This window comes from Streptomyces sp. NPDC040610, assembly GCF_055594065.1.
On record NZ_JBVIXA010000003.1, the window covers coordinates 469,330 to 491,448 of the forward strand.

General features: G+C 73.3%; 19 protein-coding genes and 1 pseudogene. 7 read left to right on the plus strand and 13 right to left on the minus strand.

Translation table 11 applies throughout. From position 1 onward, the window contains the following. Positions 1-9: 9 nt before the first annotated feature. From ACZ6AA_RS14825 to ACZ6AA_RS14840, 4 genes are all read right to left on the minus strand, one after another. The gene (locus ACZ6AA_RS14825) at positions 10-780 is read right to left on the minus strand and encodes an SURF1 family protein (RefSeq protein ID WP_468461047.1); all 771 of its coding nucleotides are present in this window, start codon (positions 778-780) and stop codon (positions 10-12) included. Between the two features lie 281 nt (positions 781-1,061). Further along, on the minus strand, positions 1,062-2,969 hold the full coding sequence (locus ACZ6AA_RS14830) for a S9 family peptidase (protein WP_468461049.1): 1,908 nt from the start codon (positions 2,967-2,969) through the stop codon (positions 1,062-1,064). 79 nt (positions 2,970-3,048) lie between these two features. Then, a complete protein-coding gene (locus ACZ6AA_RS14835) occupies positions 3,049-3,642 on the minus strand; it encodes a hypothetical protein (RefSeq protein ID WP_468483608.1) in 594 nt (197 codons plus the stop codon). A gap of 212 nt (positions 3,643-3,854) precedes the next feature. Next, positions 3,855-4,607 (minus strand): DJ-1/PfpI family protein, encoded by a 753-nt coding sequence (locus ACZ6AA_RS14840; RefSeq protein ID WP_471458266.1) that lies wholly within the window; start codon positions 4,605-4,607, stop codon positions 3,855-3,857. Positions 4,608-4,808: 201 nt separating this feature from the next. On the opposite strand from ACZ6AA_RS14840, the gene ACZ6AA_RS14845 reads away from it, so the two are divergent. After that, positions 4,809-6,569, plus strand: coding sequence for a sensor histidine kinase (locus ACZ6AA_RS14845; protein ID WP_471458268.1), 1,761 nt, complete (start codon positions 4,809-4,811; stop codon positions 6,567-6,569). Positions 6,570-6,645: 76 nt separating this feature from the next. On the opposite strand, the gene ACZ6AA_RS14850 is transcribed toward ACZ6AA_RS14845, so the two are convergent. The 3 genes from ACZ6AA_RS14850 to ACZ6AA_RS14860 all read right to left on the minus strand — a co-directional run bounded on the left by ACZ6AA_RS14850 (position 6,646) and on the right by ACZ6AA_RS14860 (position 8,795). Beyond that, positions 6,646-7,056 carry a RidA family protein gene (locus ACZ6AA_RS14850; RefSeq protein ID WP_468461055.1) on the minus strand — a complete coding sequence of 137 codons (411 nt, stop codon included), beginning with the start codon at positions 7,054-7,056 and terminating at the stop codon, positions 6,646-6,648. Between the two features lie 208 nt (positions 7,057-7,264). Beyond that, entirely contained in the window at positions 7,265-8,020 is a 756-nt protein-coding gene (locus ACZ6AA_RS14855; protein ID WP_468461057.1) for a response regulator, read from the minus strand. A 565-nt stretch (positions 8,021-8,585) separates the two neighbouring features. Further along, positions 8,586-8,795, minus strand: coding sequence for a DUF4287 domain-containing protein (locus tag ACZ6AA_RS14860; protein WP_468461059.1), 210 nt, complete (start codon positions 8,793-8,795; stop codon positions 8,586-8,588). A gap of 237 nt (positions 8,796-9,032) precedes the next feature. Between ACZ6AA_RS14860 and ACZ6AA_RS14865 the strand changes: the two genes are divergently transcribed. Continuing rightward, positions 9,033-9,524 (plus strand): SRPBCC domain-containing protein, encoded by a 492-nt coding sequence (locus ACZ6AA_RS14865; protein ID WP_468461061.1) that lies wholly within the window; start codon positions 9,033-9,035, stop codon positions 9,522-9,524. 56 nt (positions 9,525-9,580) lie between these two features. After that, positions 9,581-9,913, plus strand: coding sequence for an ArsR/SmtB family transcription factor (locus ACZ6AA_RS14870; RefSeq protein ID WP_468461128.1), 333 nt, complete (start codon positions 9,581-9,583; stop codon positions 9,911-9,913). Positions 9,914-10,066: 153 nt separating this feature from the next. Here ACZ6AA_RS14870 and ACZ6AA_RS14875 read toward each other — a convergent pair whose 3' ends face one another. Both ACZ6AA_RS14875 and ACZ6AA_RS14880 read right to left on the minus strand, forming a co-directional pair. Further along, positions 10,067-10,570, minus strand: a complete 504-nt coding sequence (locus ACZ6AA_RS14875; protein ID WP_471458271.1) for a hypothetical protein — start codon at positions 10,568-10,570, stop codon at positions 10,067-10,069. Positions 10,571-10,849: 279 nt separating this feature from the next. Next, the gene (locus ACZ6AA_RS14880; protein WP_468461130.1) at positions 10,850-11,299 is read right to left on the minus strand and encodes a DoxX family membrane protein; all 450 of its coding nucleotides are present in this window, start codon (positions 11,297-11,299) and stop codon (positions 10,850-10,852) included. A gap of 240 nt (positions 11,300-11,539) precedes the next feature. Between ACZ6AA_RS14880 and ACZ6AA_RS14885 the strand changes: the two genes are divergently transcribed. Beyond that, positions 11,540-12,784: an amidohydrolase family protein gene (locus tag ACZ6AA_RS14885; protein ID WP_471458273.1), complete on the plus strand. Its 1,245-nt coding sequence runs from the start codon at positions 11,540-11,542 to the stop codon at positions 12,782-12,784. 43 nt (positions 12,785-12,827) lie between these two features. Further along, positions 12,828-13,784, plus strand: coding sequence for an FkbM family methyltransferase (locus ACZ6AA_RS14890; RefSeq protein ID WP_468461071.1), 957 nt, complete (start codon positions 12,828-12,830; stop codon positions 13,782-13,784). A gap of 28 nt (positions 13,785-13,812) precedes the next feature. Here ACZ6AA_RS14890 and ACZ6AA_RS14895 read toward each other — a convergent pair whose 3' ends face one another. From ACZ6AA_RS14895 to ACZ6AA_RS14905, 3 genes are all read right to left on the minus strand, one after another. Then, positions 13,813-14,559 carry a glycosyltransferase family 2 protein gene (locus ACZ6AA_RS14895; RefSeq protein ID WP_468461073.1) on the minus strand — a complete coding sequence of 249 codons (747 nt, stop codon included), beginning with the start codon at positions 14,557-14,559 and terminating at the stop codon, positions 13,813-13,815. Between the two features lie 457 nt (positions 14,560-15,016). Then, on the minus strand, positions 15,017-19,117 hold the full coding sequence (locus tag ACZ6AA_RS14900; protein ID WP_471458276.1) for an nSTAND1 domain-containing NTPase: 4,101 nt from the start codon (positions 19,115-19,117) through the stop codon (positions 15,017-15,019). Between the two features lie 339 nt (positions 19,118-19,456). Further along, positions 19,457-20,059 (minus strand): TetR/AcrR family transcriptional regulator, encoded by a 603-nt coding sequence (locus ACZ6AA_RS14905; RefSeq protein WP_471458278.1) that lies wholly within the window; start codon positions 20,057-20,059, stop codon positions 19,457-19,459. 120 nt (positions 20,060-20,179) lie between these two features. On the opposite strand from ACZ6AA_RS14905, the gene ACZ6AA_RS14910 reads away from it, so the two are divergent. Continuing rightward, the gene (locus ACZ6AA_RS14910; RefSeq protein WP_471458280.1) at positions 20,180-21,025 is read left to right on the plus strand and encodes an SDR family oxidoreductase; all 846 of its coding nucleotides are present in this window, start codon (positions 20,180-20,182) and stop codon (positions 21,023-21,025) included. Here ACZ6AA_RS14910 and ACZ6AA_RS14915 read toward each other — a convergent pair. Then, positions 20,940-21,395: pseudogene (locus ACZ6AA_RS14915) on the minus strand (P-loop NTPase family protein); the annotation flags it as partial. The gene ACZ6AA_RS14910 and the pseudogene ACZ6AA_RS14915 overlap by 86 nt on opposite strands. Before the next feature lie 288 nt (positions 21,396-21,683). Between ACZ6AA_RS14915 and ACZ6AA_RS14920 the strand changes: the two are divergent. Continuing rightward, positions 21,684-22,094: a DUF6193 family natural product biosynthesis protein gene (locus ACZ6AA_RS14920; protein ID WP_468461083.1), complete on the plus strand. Its 411-nt coding sequence runs from the start codon at positions 21,684-21,686 to the stop codon at positions 22,092-22,094. Positions 22,095-22,119 lie beyond the last annotated feature (25 nt).

Sequence of the window (22,119 nt, forward strand, 5' to 3'; positions counted from 1 at the left end):
GGTGTGTGGCTACGCCTCCGTGGCGTCCGGTACGAGCCCCAGCTCGGCGTCCCGTGCGAACTCCCGCTCGCGCCGGAACAGCCGGAACCACATGAACACCACGAAGCCCGCGAAGACGAACCACTCGCCGGTGTAGCCGAGGTTCTGGAAGGCCTTCATGTCCAGGCCCGAGTCCTCCGGCGCCGTCGCCGGAACCGGCGTCAGCGGCCCCGTGGCCCGGTCGAGCGTGACCCACGCGTCGTACAGGTCGTCCGGGACCATGTTCACCAGGGACGCCCCGCTGATCATGCCCACCTGGCCGGACGGCAGCCCGCCCGCCGTGGTCACGCCGTTCGAGCTCTGGCTCTCCGAGGCCTGGAGCGCGCCCGTGACCGTGACCTCGCCCTTCGGCGGCGCCGGAGCCTTCTTCGCGTCCGCCGTGCCCGGTAGCCAGCCCCGCACCACCGGCAGTGACCTGCCCGCGTCCGTGCGCAGCAGCGTCAGGACGTAGTACCCGCTCTTGTCGTCCAACTCCCGGTCCGGCACGAGCAGTTGCTTGCCCCACCGGCCGGTCGCGGTCGCCCGCTCGCCCGAGGTCTTCTTGTCCACCGGCAGCAGCGAGGCCAGCGGGCGGGCCGCGCCCGTGTCCGTGGTCGCCTGGCGCTCGGCGTCCTTGTGGTCCTGTACGCGGTCCTCGAAGCGGGTGAGCTGCCAGGAGCCCATGAAGAGGCACACGGGGATCGCCAGGGCGACGAAGAGGTTGATGCCCCACCAGCGGGGCGTCAGCAGGAACCGGTACACACCCCCACGGTACGGGGCGCCTGCGGGGGCCTTGCCGGGGGCTCCCCAATCCCGCCCCTTCCCGGCTGTGTCGATTTGCGGCTCCGCCGCGTGGGGGGCTCCGCCCCAGACCCCGCTCCTCAAACGCCGGAGGGGCTATATATGTCGCCTGTGCGGCACGGTTTTAGCCCGTCCGGCGTTTGAGGACGAGGCGCGGAGCGCCGATAGCGGGGGTCCGGGGGCGCAGCCCCCGGTTTCGGGAAGGGGCGGGATTGGGGAAAGCCCCGCAGGGCCCCCACCCTCTACCCCAAATGCCGCCCCGCGAAGTCCAGCTCGAGCGCTACCTGCTTGATCCGCTCGTCCACGACGAGGGACCCGTGCCCGGCGTCGTAGCGATACACCTCGTGGACGGCTCCCCGCGCGGCAAGCCGGTCGACGTAGTTCTCGACCTGGCGGATCGGGCACCGCGGGTCGTTCACCCCGGCGGAGATGTAGACCGGCACCTTGACGGAGTCGACGTAGGTGAGGGGAGAGGAGGCGGAGAACCGGTCGGGGACCTCTTCGGGGGTGCCGCCGAAGAAGGTGCGGTCGATGGCCTTCAGGGCCTCCATCTCGTCGTGGTACGCCGTCACGTAGTCGGCGACGGGCACGGCGGCGAGCCCGAGGGCCCACGCGTCGGGCTGGGTGCCGAGCCCGAGGAGGGTGAGATAGCCGCCCCAGGAGCCACCGGAGAGGACGAGGCGGTCGGGGTCGGCGAGCCCGGACGCGACGGCCCACTCGCGGACGGCGGCGATGTCCTCCAGCTCGATGAGGCCGACGCGGTGCTTGAGGGCGTCGGTCCACTCGCGGCCGTAGCCGGTGGAGCCGCGGTAGTTGACGCGGACGACCGCGTACCCGTGGTCGACCCAGGCGGCCGGGCCCGCCGCGAAGGAGTCGCTGTCGTGCCAGGTCGGCCCGCCGTGCACCTCGAAGACGGTGGGCAGCGGCCCGCTCGCCCCCGCGGGCTTCTGGACGAGGGCGTGGATGCGGCCGCCGGGCCCGTCCACCCACACGTCCTCGACGGGCACCGACCGGGGCGCCTTCATGCCGGGCGGGTCCAGGACGACCTTGCCGGAGGTGGAGCGCAGGACGGGCGGCTCGGCGGCGGACGACCACATGTACTCGACGGTGCCGTCGGGGCGGGCGGTGGCGCCGGAGACGGAGCCGCGGGGGGTCTCGACCCGCGTCAGCTCGCGGCTGGCGAGGTCGTACCGCCACAGGTCGCCGCGGGCCTCGAAGCCGTGCCCGACGAGCAGCGCGGAGCCGTCCGGATACCACTCGGCGGAGACGTCGCCGGGCAGGTCGAGGGCGAGGTCGGTCTGCTCGCCGGTGGCCACGTCCCACACCATCGGCTCCCAGCGGCCGCGGCGCTGGTGGCCCACCAGGAGGCGGGTGTCGCCGTCGACCGGGGCGAAGCCGAGGACTTCCAGGCCGAGCTCGACCGTGCCGCCCTCGCTGTCGTCGAGCTCGGCGACGGTCGAGCCGTCGGTGCGCACGACGCGCAGCGCGGAGTGCATCGCGTCGCCGTGCTCCGTGTGCTCGATGGCGATGAGGGTGCCGTCGTGGGAGAGGTCGCCGAGGCCCGCCGACTCGCGGTGGCGGTAGATCTCGGCGGGGGCGTCGCCGGGGGCGGCGTCGGCGCGGACGATGTGGATCGTCGTGCCGACCTCGTCCGTGGAGCGGCCGACGACGACCGTGCGCCCGTCGCGGCCGATGGCGAGGCCCGCCGGATACGACGGCTCCAGGCCCGGCACGGCGGGCTCGTCCGTGCCGCTGCCGTCGAAGGGCTGGCGCATCCACACGCCGAACTCGTCGCCGTCCTTGTCGTTGAACCACCAGATCCAGCGGCCGTCCGGCGCGAGCAGGCCGTCCGTCGTGCCGTTCGGCCGGTCGGTGACCTGGCGCTGCTCGCCCGTGGCGCGGTCCCACGCGTACAGCTCGTACGTCCCTGTGGCGTTCGACACGAACAGGGAGTGGTCGGGGGCGTCCTCGGCCCAGTCCGGCAGGGAGACGCGGGGCGCGCGGAAGCGCTTCTCCCAGTCGGGCGTCGGCCCCGTCCCCGACGACGTGGTGCCCGACGACGTGGTCCCCGACGGTGTGGCACCCTCGCCCCGGCCCGTCCCCGCGCTCGGCCCCGTACCCGCATTCGGCTGCGTACCCGTGTCACTCATGGCCCCATAGTGCCTGGCCGGGGCGCCCTCCCGCTGGCGAGGGTCCCCAGCCTGTGGATAACTTTCCGGGCCGGCCCGCTCAGCCGGGTCCCGGCCGCAGCCACGCCTCCCGCTGCGGCGACCCGAACGCGCCCAGCTTCGCGTAGGACCAGGCGCGAAGGACCTCGTGGGCGACCCCGTCCCCGGGCGGCACCGACGCGACGACCACGTCCGTCATGTGCCGGGACAGCAGGAGGTCCCGCAGCCGGGTGGCCACGCCCTCCATGCGGTAGTCCGGCAGGACCATCAGTTCCGTGAGCACGAAGAGGCGGCCCGCCCCCGCGCGCCCGGCCGCGTCGGCGGGCAGGACGTCCCGCAGGGAGTCCAGGAGCGCGCTGCCCCGCGCGGCCCGGAACCCGTACAGACAACCGGCGAGCACCGCACCGGAGTCGGCCGTCACCATGTCGAAGTCGGGCTCCTGGACATGCCGTTCGAACCGCTCAAGGAACGCCTTCCGGTCGGCGCCGCCGGGCTCGCCGCTGCCGCCGGGACCACCCGACCCGCCGGTCCTGCCGGTCACGTCGAACCCGCCGGTCCCGCCCGGCCCGTAGCACTCCACGTACACGTTCGCGATCGACTCGCGCTGCTGCTCCGCCTGCCACCGGGTCAGCCGTCGCAAGAACACCTCAGTCATCCACGCCTCCCACCCCGCGCCCCGCGACCCCGAGCCGCCCCGCCCCGCACGCCGCACCTGGACTCCGCATGGTGACACCACAGGACCGCTCGCGGAACTACGCGCGGACGACGAGCTGCGGGAGAACGCGCCGAGTGCGCGCCCGGGCGCGCGCGTGGCTCGCGCGCCGCGGCCCCCCGACGCGGGCGAACCGGCACCCGCCGGCCCCCGCGTCACGTCCGCAGCACCGTCCCTCTCCGCTCGAACTCCATCAGCGCCTCCACCTGCCCGGCCGGCGTGCTCCCGAGCGCCCGCTCAAGCAGCCACAGGGACCCGTCGATCCCGGAGCTGACCCCGCCAGCGCAGACCAGGTTCCCGTCGTCGACGACGCGGGCGTCGCGGACGTCGGCGCCCCGTTCGCGCAGGTAGTCCTTCGCGCGATGGTGCGTGGTGCAGGGGCGGTCGCCGACGACTCCGGCCGCGTGCAGCACGATCACGCCGGTGCAGACGCCGAGCAGCGTGAGGTCGGGGCGGACGGCCTCCTTCAGGGCGCGGGTCAGGCGGCCCTTCTTGATCTCGGCCCAGATCCCGGCGCCGTCCCGCTGCGCGAAGCCGCCGCCGGGCACGACGATCACATCGGCCGCGTCCGGGTCCCAGGCGCCGACGTCCGTCACCCGCGTACCGAAGCGACCGGTGAAACCACCCGGGCCGCCGCTCGTGACCAGTTCCGTCTCGACCCGCTGCCCGACGGAGCGCGCGGCGCCGAAGACCTCCAGGGGACCGGCGAAGTCCAGCTCCTCGACGCCGTCGAAGACGACGATGTGCACGCGCAGCGGACCCCGCCCGCGTCCCCCATCGCGTCTGTCACCGCCTCCATCGCCTCCATCGTCCCGCCGCTCCCGCGCCGCCGCGCTCCCCGCGCCCCAAGCCGTCGCCCCGGCCGCCCCCACGGCGGCCGTCGACCTCAGCAGACCCCTGCGGTCCATCCCGGCCCTCCTCGCTCTCGTTCAACTCCCGTATTCGTGTGGACAGTTGGTCGTCCGGTACGAGGGCGGGGTTCCCGCGGGCCGGGAGATTTCGATGGGGGAGCCAAGCAGGTGAAGGGCCTCCACGCAGCGCCACTCACCGGCTACGGTGAGCGTCTGGACGCCGGACGGGGGCGCACGTCTGCTCGGGCGGAGGAGCCGATGGGCCAACAGCGAGCGGACACAGGCCAGTTGACACGGCTGCGCCTCGACGAACTGCTCGAAGAGCTGGCCGCGCGGATCACCGCGGTCCGCGGCACCCGGGACCGGCTGCACAGCCTCCTGGAGGCGGTGCTCTCGGTCGGCAGGGAGCTTGACCTGGCCCAGGTGCTCAGACGCATCGTGGAGACGGCGGTCGCCCTCGTCGACGCCGAGTACGGCGCGCTCGGCGTGATCGGCCAGGGCCGGATGCTGGACGAGTTCCTGCCGGTCGGCATCAGCGACGAGCTGCGTGCCCAGATCGGCGAACTGCCCTCCGGGCACGGACTGCTGGGCGAGCTGATCCGCAACCCGCAGCCGCTGCGCCTCGCGGAGCTGTCCGACCACCCCGCGTCGTCCGGCTTCCCGCCGCACCACCCGCCGATGCACTCGTTCCTCGGCGTCCCCATCCGCGTACGCGACAAGGTCTTCGGCAACATCTACCTGACCGGCAAGCACGGCGGCGCGGAGTTCGACGCCGAGGACGAGTCGGTGCTCTCCACCCTCGCGGTCGCGGCCGGGGTGGCGGTGGAGAACGCCCGCCTGTACGAGGAGGCGCGGCTGCGCGAGCGCTGGCTGCAGGCGAGCGCGGAGGTCACCGGCGCGGTGCTCTCGGGCGCGCCGGAGACGCAGGTCCTTGAGCTGATGGTGGAGCGGGCCAAGGAGATCACGTCCGCCGAGCTGGGCGTGATCGAACTCATGCGGGGCGAGGGCGAGTTGCGGGTCGAGATCGCGCTCGGCCTGGGCTCCGAGGCGCACCGCGGCGCCACCCTGCCGCGCGAGGGCTCGTTCGCGGGGGCCGCGCTCGACGCCCAGGCCCTCGTGTCCGCGTCCGATGTGCGCAAGGACGCCCGGGTGACGTTCAAGGCCGACCGCTGGGAGGGGCTCGGCGCCGCCGTCGCCGTACCGATGAGCACGCGCGACGACGTGCGCGGCGTCCTGCTGCTCGCCCGCAGCAGCGGCCGCCCCGGCTTCTCCGAGGCCGAGACCACCCCCCTGACGGGCTTCGCGGGCCAGGCCGCGCTCGCCCTCGAACTCGCCGACCGGCGCCGCGACGCCGAGCAGATGAGCCTCCTTGAGGACCGCGACCGCATCGCCCGCGATCTGCACGACCTGGCGATCCAGCGGCTGTTCGCGACCGGCATGACGCTGCAGAGCGTGCAGCGGTTCGTGGAGCACCCGGGCGCCGCCGAGCGGCTGCGCAGGGCCGTCGACGACCTCGACGCCACCATCAAGATCATCCGCTCCACCATCTTCGGCCTGCGCGACCACGAGGCGCCCGGCGGCGCGGCCGGTCTGCGCGTCCGCACGGTCCGGGCGATCGAGGACGCGGCCGCCGCCCTCGGCTTCACCCCCGCCCTGCGCATGGAGGGCCTGATCGACACCGACGTCCCCCGCGCGGTCGCCGACGACGTGGTCGCCGTCCTCAACGAAGCCCTGTCCAACGTCGCCCGGCACGCCCGCGCCCGCCGCGCCGAGGTGTCCCTGGTCGTACGCAAAGGGGTGCTCGAACTGACGGTCGTGGACGACGGGGTGGGGATCGAGGCGGGGGCGGGGCAGGCCGCGGGGCAGGCCGCCGGGGCTGGAGCCGAGCGGGGCGCCGGGCTGCGGAACCTCGCCGAGCGGGCCGAGCGGCTCGGGGGCGAGCTGGTGGTGCGGGCGGGGGAGCGGCGGGGGACGCGGCTGGAGTGGAGGGTGCCGGTGGCGGGGGTGGGGTCGGGGTAGGGCCGGTGGGCCCGGCTTCCGGTGGGACGGCGGGCCCACCCCGGGACCGGCCGGTGTCACCCCTGGGCGGTCGGCCTCAGCGCACGAGCCCGATCGCCTCGATCTCGATCATCCACTCCGGGTCGGCGAGCGAGGACACCTCCACGAACGACTCCGCGAGGTGGGGCTTGTCCGGGAAGTGCTCGGCGCGCAGCGCGGCGAAGACGTCCTGCCTCGCGATGTCGGTGACGAACACGGTGGCCTTGACCACGTCGGCGAGGCTGGAGCCCGCGTTCGTCAGGACGGTCGACAGGTTGGCGAGCGCCTGCCGGGCCTGCGCCTCGAAGTCCCCGGCGCCGACGGTGGCCCCCTGGGCGTCGATCGGGGCCTGGCCGGAGGTGAAGACCAGGTTGCCGACGCGGACGCCGAGCGAGATGCCCGCGGACTCGTACCAGTCGGGATCCGCGGTGACGCGTACGCGCTCGGCGGCGGGCTGGGCAACGGACATGCTGATGACACTCCTTCAGGGTGGTGGCGTGATCCATGGGGGACAGCCACGGAGTGCGGTGATCCATTCCCGGGGGCCCGTCCCACCCGCAGGGGACACCCACCCGTATTCAGCCCGTCCGGCGTTTGAGGACGAGGCGCGGAGCGCCGATCAGCGGGGTCCGGGGGGGCAGCTCCCGGTTTCGGGAAGGGGCGGGGCCGGGGAGAGCTCAACGGGCGGGCCGCCCCTGCGACGGCGGCGAACCGGGCCCCGCCTTGGCCCGGTCACCCGGCGGAGCGACCTGCGCGGCGAGGACGGCGGCCTGCACCCGCCGCTCGACGCCCAGCTTGGCCAGCATCCGGGAGATGTGGTTCTTCACGGTCTTCTCGGAGAGATACAGCTTCCCGCCGATCTGCCGGTTGGTGAGCCCCTCCCCGATGAGCGCGAGGATGGCACGCTCGCGTTCGTTGAGGACGGACAGCCGGGCGTCCTCGGGCGGCAGTTCGCTCTCGGGCCCGCGCAGCGACCGCATCAGCCGGGCCGTCGTGGCCGGGTCGAGCAACGACTGCCCGGCGGCGACGGTCCGTACCGCCGTCACCAGGTCGGACCCCTTGATCTGCTTGAGTACGTAGCCCGCGGCGCCCGCCATGATGGCGTCGAGCAGCGCGTCCTCGTCGTCGAACGAGGTGAGCATCAGGCACGCCAACCCCGGCATGAGCGCGCGCAGTTCACGGCACACGGTGATGCCGTTCCCGTCGGGCAGGCGGACGTCGAGGACGGCGACGTCGGGCCGCAGCGCGGGCCCCCTGGCCAGCGCCTGCTCCCCGCTGGCGGCCTCCCCGACCACCTCGATCCCGGGCTCGCCGTCGAGCAGGTCGCGCAGGCCGCGCCGGACGACCTCGTGGTCGTCGAGCAGGAAGACACGGATGGGGCGTGGCGGGGTGCCGGGGTCGGCCGGATCCGGTGCTGCGGCAGTGCTGTCCATGTCTACCCCTTGGTCGGCCGGGCGGGTCCATCGGTCTGCCGGTCGGCGGCTCTGCCACGCGGAGGGGGCGCCGGTGTCGGCGTCGGTGTCCGTGCCTGTACGGCGGGGTGGTGATGCCCATGGCCGTCCGAGGGTGGCGAACCGTGCCCCTTCGAGGGTGACGGTAAGGGCTTGCTCCCTGCCAGGGGCCGAACGGCCCGGCCGGGGCCGGACGCCGGGGCCGAGCGGCCCCGTACGAGGGCCACTCGGCCCTCGCGCGACGCGACCCGCCCGGGGCATTGTTGAGTACGGAACAACCCTCGACACGGGATTCCGGTGCCGCGGCGGAGCCGCACTCCGCCGCACCGGATCCGTCCCCGGTGCGGCATGGCTGAGTACAAGTCCAGCGACCACCGCACCCGCCTGCGCGGCCGCAGGGGAGCGGCCGCGCAGGCGCATCAATCCGGCGGCGCCGACGCTGACGGTCGCGGCGGCGGTCCTCGCGGGGGCGGCGGCCGTGCTCAGCTCGCGCACATCGGCGCGCGGCGCGGAACGCGTGCCGGCCCGACCCGGGACGCCCCCGGCGTCACTTGCCCCCGGCCAGGGTGTGCGCCACCAGCGCGTTGGCGTGCCCGTGCCCCAGCCCGTGCTCGGCCTTGAGCCACTTCACGAGATCCATGTGCTTGCTCAGCTCGGACCCCCGAATGAGCTCCACCCACTCCGAGACGGGACGCCCGTACTTCGCCTCGATCGAAGGAAAGTAACTCGCGGGCCCCTTCACAGCGGCATCAGACATCTCAACACCCTCCCCGGGTCTCACGCTCGGTCTTCGGCCTCACGCTCGGTCTTTTCGCACATAGGACCACCCCCGCCCCGAGGACTCATCGCCTCCGCGAAGTGATCCACGTCACGAATCCCCGAGCGGCCCACCCTCTCGCCTTCAGGTGCAACCCTTCGGTTGCACTGGGCCTGCCTATGTGCAACCCTGGAGTTGCACCACCCGTCGAGAGCGAGACGACCGAAGGAGCCCGCCATGAGTGACACCGGCAGCAGCGCGCCCGCCCCGCAGAGCCCGCACACCCTGCCCGACCGGATCGAGCGCGAGACCCTGATCGCCGCTTCCCTGGACCGGGTCTGGTCGCTGGTGACCGAGCCCGGGTTCTGGGTGGCCGACAAGGCGAGCCTGGCGGGGACCACGGCCAGGGAGGGGGAGTCGATGGTGGCGAGGAACCCGGAGTACGGGGACTATCCGGTACGGGTGGAGAAGGTCGAGCCGCAGACGTACGTGGCGTACCGCTGGGCCAGCGCGTTCCCCGGCGAGGAACTGCGGGCCGACAACAGCACCCTCGTGGAGTTCACGCTGACCTCGGAGGGCGACAAGACCCGCCTCCGCGTCGTGGAGAGCGGCTTCGCGGCGCTGGCCGGGTCCGAGGAACTGCGCGCCCAGGCCGTACGGGACAACACCGGCGGCTGGCCCCAGGAGCTCGACGCGCTCAAGCAGCGAGCCGAGCAGCCGTCCACGTGACCGACCAGGAACCACCCGTCGACGAGGCCGTGGGCGGCGGGGCCCCCGACAGCGTCGTGGGTGAGGCCGTGGACGGTGTTCTCGCCGCGCTGGCCGACCCGACCCGGCGTCGGCTCCTCGACCTGCTCGCCGCGCGCGGCGAGGCCACCGCGACGAAGCTCGCCGACCAACTCCCCGTCTCCCGCCAGGCCGTGGTCAAGCACCTCACGGTCCTCGACGCCGCCGGCCTGGTCTCCGGCAACCGGGTCGGACGCGAGATGCGGTACGCGGTACGGCCCGCGGCGCTGAACGTCACGGCCCGCTGGATGGCCGCCCTCGCAGCCGACTGGGACCGACGCCTCGCGGCCATCAAGCACATCGCGGAGGCAGCGGAGCGGGACGCACGCTAGGCGCGCCCGATGCGTCCGGTACTCGCCCTGTACCGGTACTCGCCCTGTACTCGCCCTGACCGTCAGCGGCCCCCGCCCGCACTCGGCTCGGGCCCGGTTGGCCGGGGTGCCCGCCCCCGGCACCCGCCCCGCCCCGGCGCCCCAGCCCCGCCCTCACAAATGCAGCATCTGCATCAACTCCCCGCTCCGCACTCCGGTCGCCACCCGCGGTGCCTCCTCCCCGGGGCGCACCCACCCGGCCCGCTCCGCCGCCGCGACGGCCGCCGCCTCCGCCTCGTCGGCCGCCGCGTTCAGCGACTGGTTCGCGCCCAGTTCGCCCGCCTTCGCGGCCGCCCCCGCCGCCTGTGCCGCCTTGAGGGCCGCTGCGCAGGCGGCGACGGCGAGTTCGCTGTCGGCGTCGTGGATCTGTCCCATGCGGGCCGCCTGCGCGGCGGACGCCGCGGCGTTCCTCGCGCAGCGCGAGTCCGCCGCCGGGTCGGGGTCGCCCTCGTCGAGTACGGCGATCGCCTGCGCGGACACCCGCGCCGCATGAGCCGCCTTCCAGACGACCCCCTCGTCCACGCCCTGGTCGGCCGCCTCGGCGCCCTCGTCCACGCCCGGGCCGTCCGCCTCGGCACCCCCCTCCGCGCCCCGCCCCCGCTCGATGTGCCTGCTCACAGCCGCAGCCCGCGCCGCCGCACTCCGCGCCCGAGCCGAGTGCCCCGCCCGCAGTGCGCCCCCGGCCGCACCCTCGGCCGCGGACCCGGACGCCGATTCCACCGCAGGCGCAGCCTCGACCTCCGCCCCGGCCCCGCGCCCCGCCCCACCCCGAGGCGCCCCGCCCGAAACCTCATCCCGCTCAGATCCGCTCACGCCCCAACTCCTTCACGACGTCCGCTCCACAACGACCCCTCGCCGGAACGTCCCTCGCCGGAACGTCCCTCACGGGAACACCCCTCACAAGAACAACCCCAACCCCTCGTCCACCGACCACACCTGCCAGCTCATCGCGAGCAGCGCCACCGCCGAGATCAGCGCCATCATCAGGTTCTGCCCCTGCTCGGCCCAGTCGTGGATCATGAGGACGAGGTAGATCAGATTGAGTACGAGGCCGCAGGCCAGGGCGATCGGGGTGAGGAAACCGGCGATCAGGCCGAGGCCCAGGGCCAGTTCCGCGTACGCGACGACGTAGGCCATCAGCCGGGGGCGCGGCTTCACCACGGTGTCGAAGCCGCGGCGCACCACGGGCCACCTGTGCTTCTCGGCGATGCCCGCCGCCCAGCCGATGCCCCCGCCGGTGAACCACGTCTTCTTGTCCTTGTGCCGCCAGCTCTCCAGCCACCACAGCCCGAGCCCGATCCGGAGGATCGCGAACCACTCCGCGCCGCTGAGCCAGATCGTCTGCATCACGTGCCCTTCCCGTCGCCCGCTTGTTCCCGCGGCCGCTCGCCCGTTCATGTCTGACGATCCGTCAGTTCAGCGGATGCCCCGCGAGAGCGCAAGGCCTCGCGCACCCCGCGCGCCCCGCGCGGCCGCCTCCCCGACTTCGCGCTGCCGCTTGCCGTGCGGCCCGCCTCGCCATAGCCTCGATCTGATGGGTCGTCAGATTCGGGCCGGTGGATCCGGCGGGCGGTGAGGGGACACAGCGTGAGCGGCAAGGGCAATGAGAGCGGCGCCAAGGACATCCCGAAGGTCATCAGCGTGGACGATCACGTCATCGAGCCCGCGCACCTCTTCGAGACCTGGCTCCCGGCCAAGTACCGCGACCGGGGCCCGCAGCCCTTCACCGCGGGCATCGGCGAACTGGCGTACGTGGGCGGGAAGTACCGCTTCACCACCGACCCGGAGGGTCAGGTCACGGACTGGTGGCGGTACGAGGACGAGATCTTCCCGTACAAGCGCATCATCGCCGCCGTCGGATTCTCCCGGGACGAGATGACGCTCGACGGGATCACGCGGGAGCAGATGCGCCGCGGCTGCTGGGACCCCAAGGCGCGGCTCGCGGACATGGACTTGAACCACGTCGAGGCCTCGCTCTGCTTCCCCACCTTCCCGCGCTTCTGCGGCCAGACCTTCGCGGAGGCCAAGGACAAGGAGGTGGGGCTCGCGTGTGTCCGCGCGTACAACGACTGGATGGTCGAGGAGTGGTGCGGGGACAGCGGGGGGCGCCTGATCCCGCTCTGTCTCATCCCGCTGTGGGACGTGGAGCTCGCCGTCGCGGAGATCAGGCGGAACGCCGCGCGCGGGGTGCGGGCCGTGACCTTCAGCGAGATCCCGACCTATCTCGGGCTGCCCTCGATCCACTCCGGCCACTGGGACCCGTTCTTCGCGGCCTGCGAGGAGACCGGGACGGTCGTGAACATGCACATCGGCTCGTCGTCGCAGATGCCCGCCGCCTCACCGGACGCGCCCCCCGCCGTCCAGGCCTCGCTGTCCTTCAACAACGCGATGGCCTCGATGATGGACTTCCTCTTCTCGGGGGTCCTTGTGAAGTTCCCTCGGCTGAAACTGGCGTACAGCGAGGGGCAGATGGGGTGGATTCCGTACGCCCTGGAGCGCGCCGACGACGTCTGGGAGGAGCACCGGGCGTGGGGCGGCGTGAAGGACCTGATCCCCGAGCCGCCGTCGACGTACTACTACCGGCAGATCTTCTGCTGCTTCTTCCGCGACAAGCACGGCATCGAGGCGATCGAGACGGTCGGGGTGGACAACGCCACCTTCGAGACGGACTACCCCCACGTCGACTCCACCTGGCCGCACACGAAGCAGGTCGCGACCGACCACGTGGGCCACCTCCCGGAGGACGTGGCCTACAAGCTGCTGCGCGGCAACGCGATTCGTATGCTGGACCTGCCGTTTGACCAAGACCGGACGGCCGCGGCCACGGCCTGACGCCACGGCCCGCGACGCACCGTGCGAGAGGCAGGCGGACCGGATGTCGCATCCCACCTCGGAGGCCCTGACCACGCTGGCGCGCGCGTATGTGCGCCGGGCGCCGGGGTCCCTCGGCAAGGCGGCGCTGGCCTCCCGGTATCTGAACGCCCGCCTGCGGGAGCACCCCCGGCGCCGCGTGGTGGACGTCGACTTCGGGGCGCGGGGAGCGGAGGGGGTGCCGGGCGCGCCCGGGGTGCGGTTCGCCGTCGACACCCAGGACCTCATCCAGCGCTACCTCTACCTGTTCGGCTCGTGGGAGCCCCACATGACGCGGTGGCTGCGCGGCCGGCTCCGCCCCGGGGACACGTTCGTCGATGTCGGGGCCAACATCGGCTACTTCGGCGTGCTGGCCTCGCGGCTCGTCGGGCCGACCGGGCGGGTGGTGACGGTCGAGGCCTCGCCCGTGTTCCACGAGCGGCTGCTGCGGCAGGTGCGGCTCAACGCCTGCGGGAACGTCCGGGCGCTCAACGCCGCGGTGTCCGACCGGGCGGAGACGCTGACGTTCGTCCTGGCCAGCTCGCACAACATGGGGGCGAACAGCATCGTCCCCTACGACGGCCCCGCCGAGTCGAAGTTCGACATCGAGGCCCGCCCGCTGCCGGAGCTGCTCGACGCCGAGGAGATCGCCACCGCCCGCGTGATCAAGGTCGACGTCGAGGGCGCCGAGGGCGGCGTCGTCCGCGGCATGGCCCCGATGCTCGACCGGCTGCGCCCCGACGCCGAGGTGACCGTGGAGGTGACCCCGGACCGCATGCGCCAACTCGGCGAGTCGGCCGATGAGTTGATGGCGCTCATGCGGGAGCACGGATTCCACGCCTACCGGATCGCCAATGAGTACGCCGTCGGGACCTACCCTGCGGCCCTGCGCGGCCCGGCCGCCGCGCCGGTCCGGCTGCGGGGGCCCGTGGTCGAGGAGAGCGACCTGATCTTCTCGCGGGTCGACGCGGAGACGTTGTAGCCGGGGGCACGGCCTGGCGCGGGCCCGCTCAGCAGCTCCACTCGAAGCCCCCCAGCGCCCGCGCCCGCGCCTGCACCACCGCCATCCGCACCTCCCGCTCGGCGGCGTCCGTGTGCGCGGGCTGACTCGTCGCCTGGCCGGGCCACTTGCGGTAGAGCAGGCCCACCTCGGCGGAGAACCAGCCGCGGGACACCGCGTTCAGGGCGAGCAGGAGGCCGGTGTCCTCCGAGGCGGGGAGCGCCATCCAGCCGCCGAGCGCGACGAGCAGGTCGCGGCGGACGAAGAGCGTCGCCGGATGGACCGGCGCGCGGTAGTCGTGCGCGGCCCAGTGGTCGAGCACGGCCCGGCGCTCGATCGGCCCCTGCCCGGGATCCCCGGGGAACCCGACGGTCGTGCCGTCCGGCAGCAGGTCGAGGACGCGGGACGTGGCCCACCCCAGCGTCGGATCGCTCTCCAGGGCGGCCAGATCGCGGGCCAGCGCCCCCGGGGACAGCTGGTCGTCGGCGTCGAGGACCTTGACGTAGGGGCCGTCCGCGTGGCCCAGGGCCAGGGTGCGGGCGACGCCGGGCCCGCCGGGCCGGCCCTGGCGGAACGTCACGCGGCTGTCGTCGGGGACGTGCGGGGCGACGCCCTCGCCCAGGCCGTCCTGCTGGATCACCCAGTGCCACTCCCACCCCTCGGGGAGCCGTTGCGCGCGCAGTGATTCGTAAGCGCCCGTGAGGTACGGGGCGGAGGGTCCGTGGACTGCCGTGATGATGACGACGCGCCTGCGCACGGCACGCACCACCTTTCCGGGGAGCGGTGAAGGGGTGTCGTACACCCCTCAACGAGATATTCGCCGACAGGGGTTCGGGTAGGGGCCAACAGGGGTTGCATGTAGGTGGAACAGATCTTTTGTCGTAATCCGGCCCCGGTGTCGCGAGTTGCACCATGAGATGCGCCATGAGTGGCGCCATCGGATGCGCCACGAGAGGCGTCATGAGAGGTGCCGCGAGTATTGAAAGAGCTCTGCAATTCGACGCATTGACGCATTGCGGAGGGCGCAATCGCGGTAAAGCCACAGGTCGACGAGGGCATGGAAGGGCCCGATCGCTGGCGACGGGGGATGCACCAGCGATCGGGCTGTGCCCAACCGTAACAAGCCTGCTGGCGCCGGGGGAAGGAATGGGCCGGAGTTGGCCAGTTGTGAGCGGGATCACGCGCCGCGGACCCCGGTGGAAAACAGCGAACCTTCACCTTTCGCACGGCGGTGCGTACGAGAGCCGGGGCAGATACTCACGCCAATTCTCCGGCGTCAGGACACCGTGTGTGGTCGAGCAAATACGGCGAATGGCCTCGTCGGTGTCGAGGTTCCACAACCGGACGGTATCCGTGCCGCTCGAAACTCCGAGCATGTGACCTTGAGGGCTGAACGACAGGAAACTTCCCGTCTTGGCGTTGGGGCTCATCGACTGGCCGATGGCCGCGGTCCGCGCGGGGTGGGTGACGTCCCAGAGCCGGACCGTGTTGTCGTTGCCGCCGCTCGCCAGGGTCCGGCCGTCCTCGCTGAACGTGAGGGACACGAGCGCGTCGGTGTGGCCGGTGAGGGGGGAGCCGAGGCGGGTCGCCCGGCGCGGGTCGGAGATGTCCCAGAGCCGGACCGTGCTGTCGTCGCTGCCGCTGGCCAGGGTCCGGCCGTCCGGGCTGTGGACGAGGGTGTTGATGGGGCCGAGGTGTCCCGTGAGGGGCTTGCCGAGCGGGGTGGCGCGGCGCGGGTCTGCCACGTCCCAGAGCCGCAGGGTGGCGTCCGAGCTGCCGCTGGCGAGCGTCCGGCCGTCGGGGCTGAAGGCGAGGTCGTTGACGTACCCCTTGTGGCCGGTGAGCGGGGCGCCGAGCGGGCGGGGGCGGGCCGGGTCGCCGACGTTCCACAGCCGGATGGTGCGGTCCTCGTAGGCGGTGGCGAGGACGCGCCCGTCCGGGCTGAAGGCCATCGCGGCCGCGAACCGGGTGCGCAGTTCGACGGCGGGACCGTAGGAGACGGGGCGGGACGGGTCGCTGACGTTCCACAGCCGGACCGAGCGGGCTCCGGTGAGCACGGCGAGGGTGTCGCCGTCGGGGGAGAACGTCGGGGTGCGCACCGCCCCCGACCCGGGCTTGAACGGTTTGCTCAGCGCCTCGGGCCGCTCGGGCCGCCGCACGTCCCACAGCCGGACCTTCTCGTCGCGCGCGGCGGTGGCGAGCACCTTCCCGTCGGGGCGGAACGAGCCGATGCGGCCGATCATGTCCGACGTCGGGATCGACCACAGGCGGACCTTGTTGTCGCCGCTGCCCGTCGCGAGCGTCCGCCCGTCGGGGCTGAACCCGAGGGCGTACACCTCCCCGCCGCTTCCCGACAGCGGTACGCCGACCTGCGACGGGTGCGCCGGATCGCGGACGTTCCACAGGCTCGCCGTGCTGTCCGCGCTGGCGGCCGCGAGCATGGTCCCCGCGGGGTTGAAGGCCACCGACCAGACGGGGCCGGTGTGGCCGGTCAGGGGTGCGCCGAGGGAGGCCGCGCGGCGGGGGTCGGTCACGTCCCAGAGCCGGACGGTGTTGTCGGAGCCGCCGCTGGCGAGGGTGCGGCCCTCGTGGTCGAACGCCACCGAGTGCACGGTGTCCGTGTGGCCGGTGAGGACCCGCTTGATCGGCTCGGGGCGGCGCGGGTCGGCGGTGTCCCACAGCCTGATGGTGCCGTTGTCGCCCCCGGCCGCCAGGGTCCGCCCGTCGGGGCTGAACGCCACGGAGCGCACGGCGGCGGTGTGGCCGGTCAGGGTGCCGAGCGCCTTGGGACGGCCGGGCTTCCGCACGTCCCACAGGCCGACGGTGTGGTCCTCGCTGGCGGAGGCCAGCGTGCGCCCGTCCGGGCTGAACGCGAGCAGGTAGACCGTGCCGCCGTGCCCGGTCACGGGCTTCCCGATCGGGCGCGGACGGCGCGGATCCCGTACGTCCCACAGCCGGATCGTGCCGTCGTCGGACGCGCTGGCGAGGGTGGTGCCGTCGGGGCTGAACACCGCGGTGCTCACCCAGCTCCTGTGGCCGGTGAGGGGTTCGCCGAGGGGCTTGGGGCGGGACCGGTCGTGGACGTCCCACAGCCGGACGGTCCGGTCGTAGCTCGCGGTGGCGAGGAGCCGTCCGTCGGGGCTGAACGAGGTGAGGTAGACGGCGCCGGTGTGGCCGAGCAGCGGGGTGGCGAGGGGCGCGTTGACGATCGAGAGCAGCCGGTTCCTCGTACCCTCGTCGTCCGGTCGCAGGCGGTGTGCCACCAGGTCGAGCTGGGCGGACAGCGACGGATCCGTGGACTGGGCGCGGTCGGCCTCGGCGGTCACCTGCTCGAAGACCGCGTCGTTCCGCTTGGCCACCGCGTCGTTGCGCTGCTGCGAGGCGACCACCGCGGAGACGACGGCCAACAGCGCCAGGGCGACGAGCGCCGCCACCGCGCCCCGGCTGATCCACAGGATGCGCCGGCGCAGCCCGGCCGACGCGGCCAGGAACTCCGCGGCGCCGCGGGTCAGGAAGGTGTCGCCGGTGGACTCCGCCCAGGCGCGCGCCCGCTCCAGGCGCGAACCCCGGTAGAGCAGCGCCGCGTCCCGGCCGGAGTCCTCCCAGGCCCTGCCGTCCTCCTCCAGGCGCTGGCGCAGCAGATGGTCGCCGCGGTCCTCGTCGATCCAGTCGCGCAGCCGCGGCCAGGCGTGCAGCAGCGCCTCGTGCGTGATCTCCACGGTGTCGGCGTCGAGGGTCACGAGCCGGGCGCGCACCAGCGCCTCCAGGGACTCCTCGGTCTTGTCCGGGTTCGTCGACTCCTCCGCCAACTGCCGCCGCGTCCCCCGCCTGCGGGTGGCCTGGGTGTCCTCGCCGAGGTGGACGAGGCGGAGCAGCAGCAGCCGGGCCGCGGAGCGTGCCGCCGGGTCGAGGCCGGACCAGGCGCGCTCGGCGGTCGCCGCCACCGCCCCCTGGATGCCGCCCGCCGCGCGGTACCCGGCCAGCGTCAGCTTCCCCGTCTTGCGCCGCTGCCAGGTGGCGAGCAGCGCGTGCGAGAGGAGCGGGAGGACGCCCGCGTCGTGCGCCCCGCGCGGGCCGCCCGTGCTCACCTCCCGCACGATCAGCTCCGCGAGCCCGGGTTCGAGTTCGAGACCGACGGCCTTGGCCGGTCCGGTCACCGCGTTCCGCAGCTCCGTGGTGGTCAGCGGCCCGAGCACCATGTGCCGGTGCTGGAGCGCGTCGGCCAGCTCGGGGTAGCCGAGGCACTCCTCGTAGAAGTCGGCGCGGATGCCGAGGACGACGAGGGCGGGCGCGGGGTCGTCCGGGCCGCCCGGTCCGTCGGGTCCTTCGGGGGCGGCGGGCGCGCAGGCCGCGTGCAGGAGCTGGATGAACGTACGCCGCTCGGCCTCGTCGGAGCAGAGGGTGAAGGCTTCCTCGAACTGGTCGACGATGAGGACGGGGCGGGGGGTGGGGGGCGCTTGGCGCTCGGCCGGGGCGGGGTCCTGGACCTTGGCCGAGGCGGGGCCCTGGCCCTCGGCCGAGGCGGAGTCCTGGCTTTCGGCCCAGGCGGTGAGGGCGGCACGCACAGCGGGGCCGAACTGGGGCGTATCGGGACCTATGTCCGATACGACACGACCGAGCCCCGGTATGCGCCCGGCCAACGCGCCGACCGGATCGGCTCCCGGCACGAGCTGCAGCACCGGGCTGTTCTCCGCGCCCGGGGCGCCGCCCTGCAAGGTGGGCACCAGACCGGCGTTGAGCAGGGAGGACTTCCCCGCCCCCGAGGCGCCCACGAGCATGACGAGGCCGCCCGACCTCTCGGCCGCGCGGAGCTGGGCGACGAGGGCGTCCGTACTGCGCTCCCGGCCGAAGAACCACTGCGCGTCCTGCTCGCGGTACGAGGCGAGCCCGCGGTAGGGGCACACGGCGGGCACGGCCGGGGTGTCGGCGGGGGCCCGTTCCTCGTCCTGTCCGGCGGCAGCGGCCCGGTCCCCGGCGGTGTCGGCTACCGAGAGCTCCCAGAGGCGCTGCCACTGGGCGAGGTCGTACAGGCCGGTGGACACCGGGGTGGGCCGCTTGCGCCGGGCTTCGGGTATCAGGACGTGCAGGACCGCGGCGAGGGCGGCGAAGTGGGCGGGCACGTTGTTCGCCCGTCGCCAGTCGCTGATGCGCTGCGCGGACACCCGTACGGGCCGCCCGCGGTCGTCGACGCGCTGCAGTTGCCCGACCGCTTCGGCGACGCGCTTGAGGGGCGGATTTCCGGCCTCCTGATACAGCAGCGCGAGGCGTTCCGCGAAGGCGGTACGTGCCCCCGAGTCGGAACCCAAGGCCTCCACCCCTTACTTCCGCCGCACCTGGACATCCGGACCGGAAAACTCACTTTATACGCCTGACCTGCGGCGAAGTGGGCCGGACAATACCGGAAGCTCCTCAGCCGGACCCTCAACTGGCAGGATCGCGGCGCAGTAGCGAACCAACCGCGAGGCGTCAGGGCAGGCCACCGGGCCCGGCGCTCGGAGAGGTGTCACATGGCGCTGCACCCTCCTGGCTGGTTTTCGCCCTTCGGTCCGCGTCGCTCCGGCGCGGGTCGACGCCGCCCGCCTCGTTAGGTACCGGTCCCCACGAGGGGAGGGACCGGTACCGATACGACGCGGAGTCTGCCGCCCGGACGTCGGTCAATCGGCGCCGGGGGCGCCGGGGCCGACGAGGCCGTCGAGCCAGTCGTCGAGGCGGGCCCCCTGGCTGACCATCACATCCGGATCGCGGAGGGCGTTGGCCAGCAGGGACATGCCCTGGTACGCGCCCACGAAGGCGAGCGCGAGCCCCCCGGGATCAGGCAGCCCCAGCTCGCGGAACTGCCGCTCGGCCCAGTCGAGCAGCTGCCGGACGACCTTGCCCGCCTCCTTGTCGAGACCGCCCTCGGCCCGCTTGTCGAGCTCGGCGGCCAGGGTGCCGGTGGGGCAGCCGTACCGCGCCGCGGTGTCCCGCTGCTCGACCCACATCCCCACCAGCGCCTTGAGCCGCCCCAGCGGATCCGGCAGCGCGTCGAGCCCCTCGGTGAGCGCGGCGAGATGCCCCGAGTGCTCGGCGAGCGCGGCCTGGACCAGCTCGTCCTTGGTCTTGAAGTAGTAGTAGACGTTCCCGACCGGCACGTCCGCGGCGGCCGCGATGTCGGCGATGGTGGTGCGCTCCACGCCCTGCTGATGCAGCACCTGAGCGGCGGCGGCCATGAGCCGCTGCCGCTTCCCGGCACCGCGAACTTTCCTTGAGTCAGTCACCTGACTAACTATAGACAGCGCCCCGGGGTCACGTGCTAGCGTCCAATCAAGTCAGCCAACTAACTAACTGGCTGGCTGGCGACTACTGACTGACGAAGCAACCAACTCTCGGGAGAAAACATGATCGTGGTGACCGGAGCGACCGGAAACGTCGGAAGATCGCTGGCGGGGACGCTGGCGGCGGCGGGCGAGAAGGTCCGGGCGACGTCCCGGCGGATCTCGGCGCAGGACGTACCGGAAGGGGCGGACTGGCGCCGGGCGGACCTGGCCGACGCCGAGAGCCTGCGCTCGACCTTCGACGGCGCGCGGGCGCTGTTCCTGCAGAGCGGCGGCGCGAGCGCGCACCGGCTCAGCCCGGCGGACCTCCTCGACGTGGCGAAGGCGGGCGGAGTGGAGCGGGTGGTGCTGCTGTCCTCGCAGGGGGTGGTGACCCGGCCGGACTCGCCGTCGCACGGCATGCTGATGCGGTCGATCGAGGACGCGGTCCGGCAGTCGGGGATGGAGTGGACGATCCTGCGCCCCGGCGGCTTCGCGTCCAACACCTACGCCTGGGCCGAGTCGGTACGTACGTCACGTACCGTCGCGGCGCCGTTCGGCGACGTCGGCCTGCCGGTCGTCGACCCGGCCGACATCGCGGAGGTGGCCGCGGCGGCGCTGCGCGAGCCGGGCCACACGGAGCACGTCTACGAACTCACGGGCCCGTCCCTGATCACCCCCCGCGAGCAGACCGAGGCGCTCGCCGCGGCCCTCGACACCCCCATCCACTTCACCGAACAGACCCGCGCCGAGGCCCACGCCCAACTCCTCCACTTCATGCCCGCCCCCGTAGCCGACACCACCCTCGCCATCCTCGGCGAGCCCACCCCCGCCGAGTCCCGCGTCAGCCCTGACGTCGAGCGGGTCCTCGGCCGCGCACCGCACACGTACGCGGAGTGGGCGCGGCGGAACGGGGCGGCTTTCCGCTGACGTACCCGAGGTCGGCCCCTTCGGCGAGGTCGGCGACGTCGTGGGTGGACATCAGCACCTGCACCTCGTCCGTGGCGAGGCGCAGGATCAGGTCGCGGAGGACGCGCCGCAGCTGCCCACCGGAGAGCTGTCTGGTCTTCGTGTCCGCCCGCTCTCCCATCTGGACCCGGTCGAGCGCGATGACGGCGGCGGCCCAGGCGTCGGCGCGGTTCATGCCCCTGAGCCAGCCGGTGTAGGCGACTTGCTCGCGTGCGGTGAGGCCCGTCATGGCGGTGATCGTCTGCGGCATCCACGCGACCCGGGTGCGGAACTCCCGGGACGCCGAGGGCAGGCGGCCCTCTGCGGCCGCGCCGCGCCTGATCACCGTTCCCTCGGTGGCGTTCCGGCGGCAGACTGTGGAGGGGGTTCAGCCCTCTGTCCCGACCTGGCCGTTGCGGGCAGCCTGGCCGCGGCGCTGCAACAGCTGGCGGCCGAACTCGGCGTCGATCTCTCGGTGTTCGCCCACGAGGGTGGGGGCCCCTCTCGGCGGGGATCGCCACGCAGGCCCCAGGGCGCGAACCGCTGTCCGTCGACATCGGGGCGAGCAGCCGGTCGTTCAGCGTCTCGGGTTGGGGGCGAGGGACCGAGCTCGTCGGCGGAGTCACGACGGAACTGGCGGATGCCGTCAGGGCTGGTGCGGCGTGGGCAGGGGAGCGGCGGGCCGGCGGGTGTGCGGGCCGGGCTGCCGCTTCTGCGCTCCGGTGAACGCGCGGAGGCGCACTTCCCCGAGTTCGGCGCACTCGTGGAAGCGGCTCACGCTGAACCGGTGCTGCGGCAGCTCTGCGTCTTCTCCAGCCACTGGACACTCGGCTTCAGCTCCTGCTCCGGATATCCGCTCCGCGTCGAGGTGGCCGTCGCCCCGTCGAACAGCGGCAGTCCTTACCGCGTGCAGGAGGAACTGTGGGCCGAGGCACTCGGCGAGACGGCCACGGCGGAGGAGGCCGACTCCCGAAGTCGGCTCCCCACCGGCCCCAAGATGCCCCCGGAAACCGCTCAGGGGCCCGACCCGAACTGCGGATCTGGCCCCTGACCTGGTACTTCACTGTCGGGGTGGC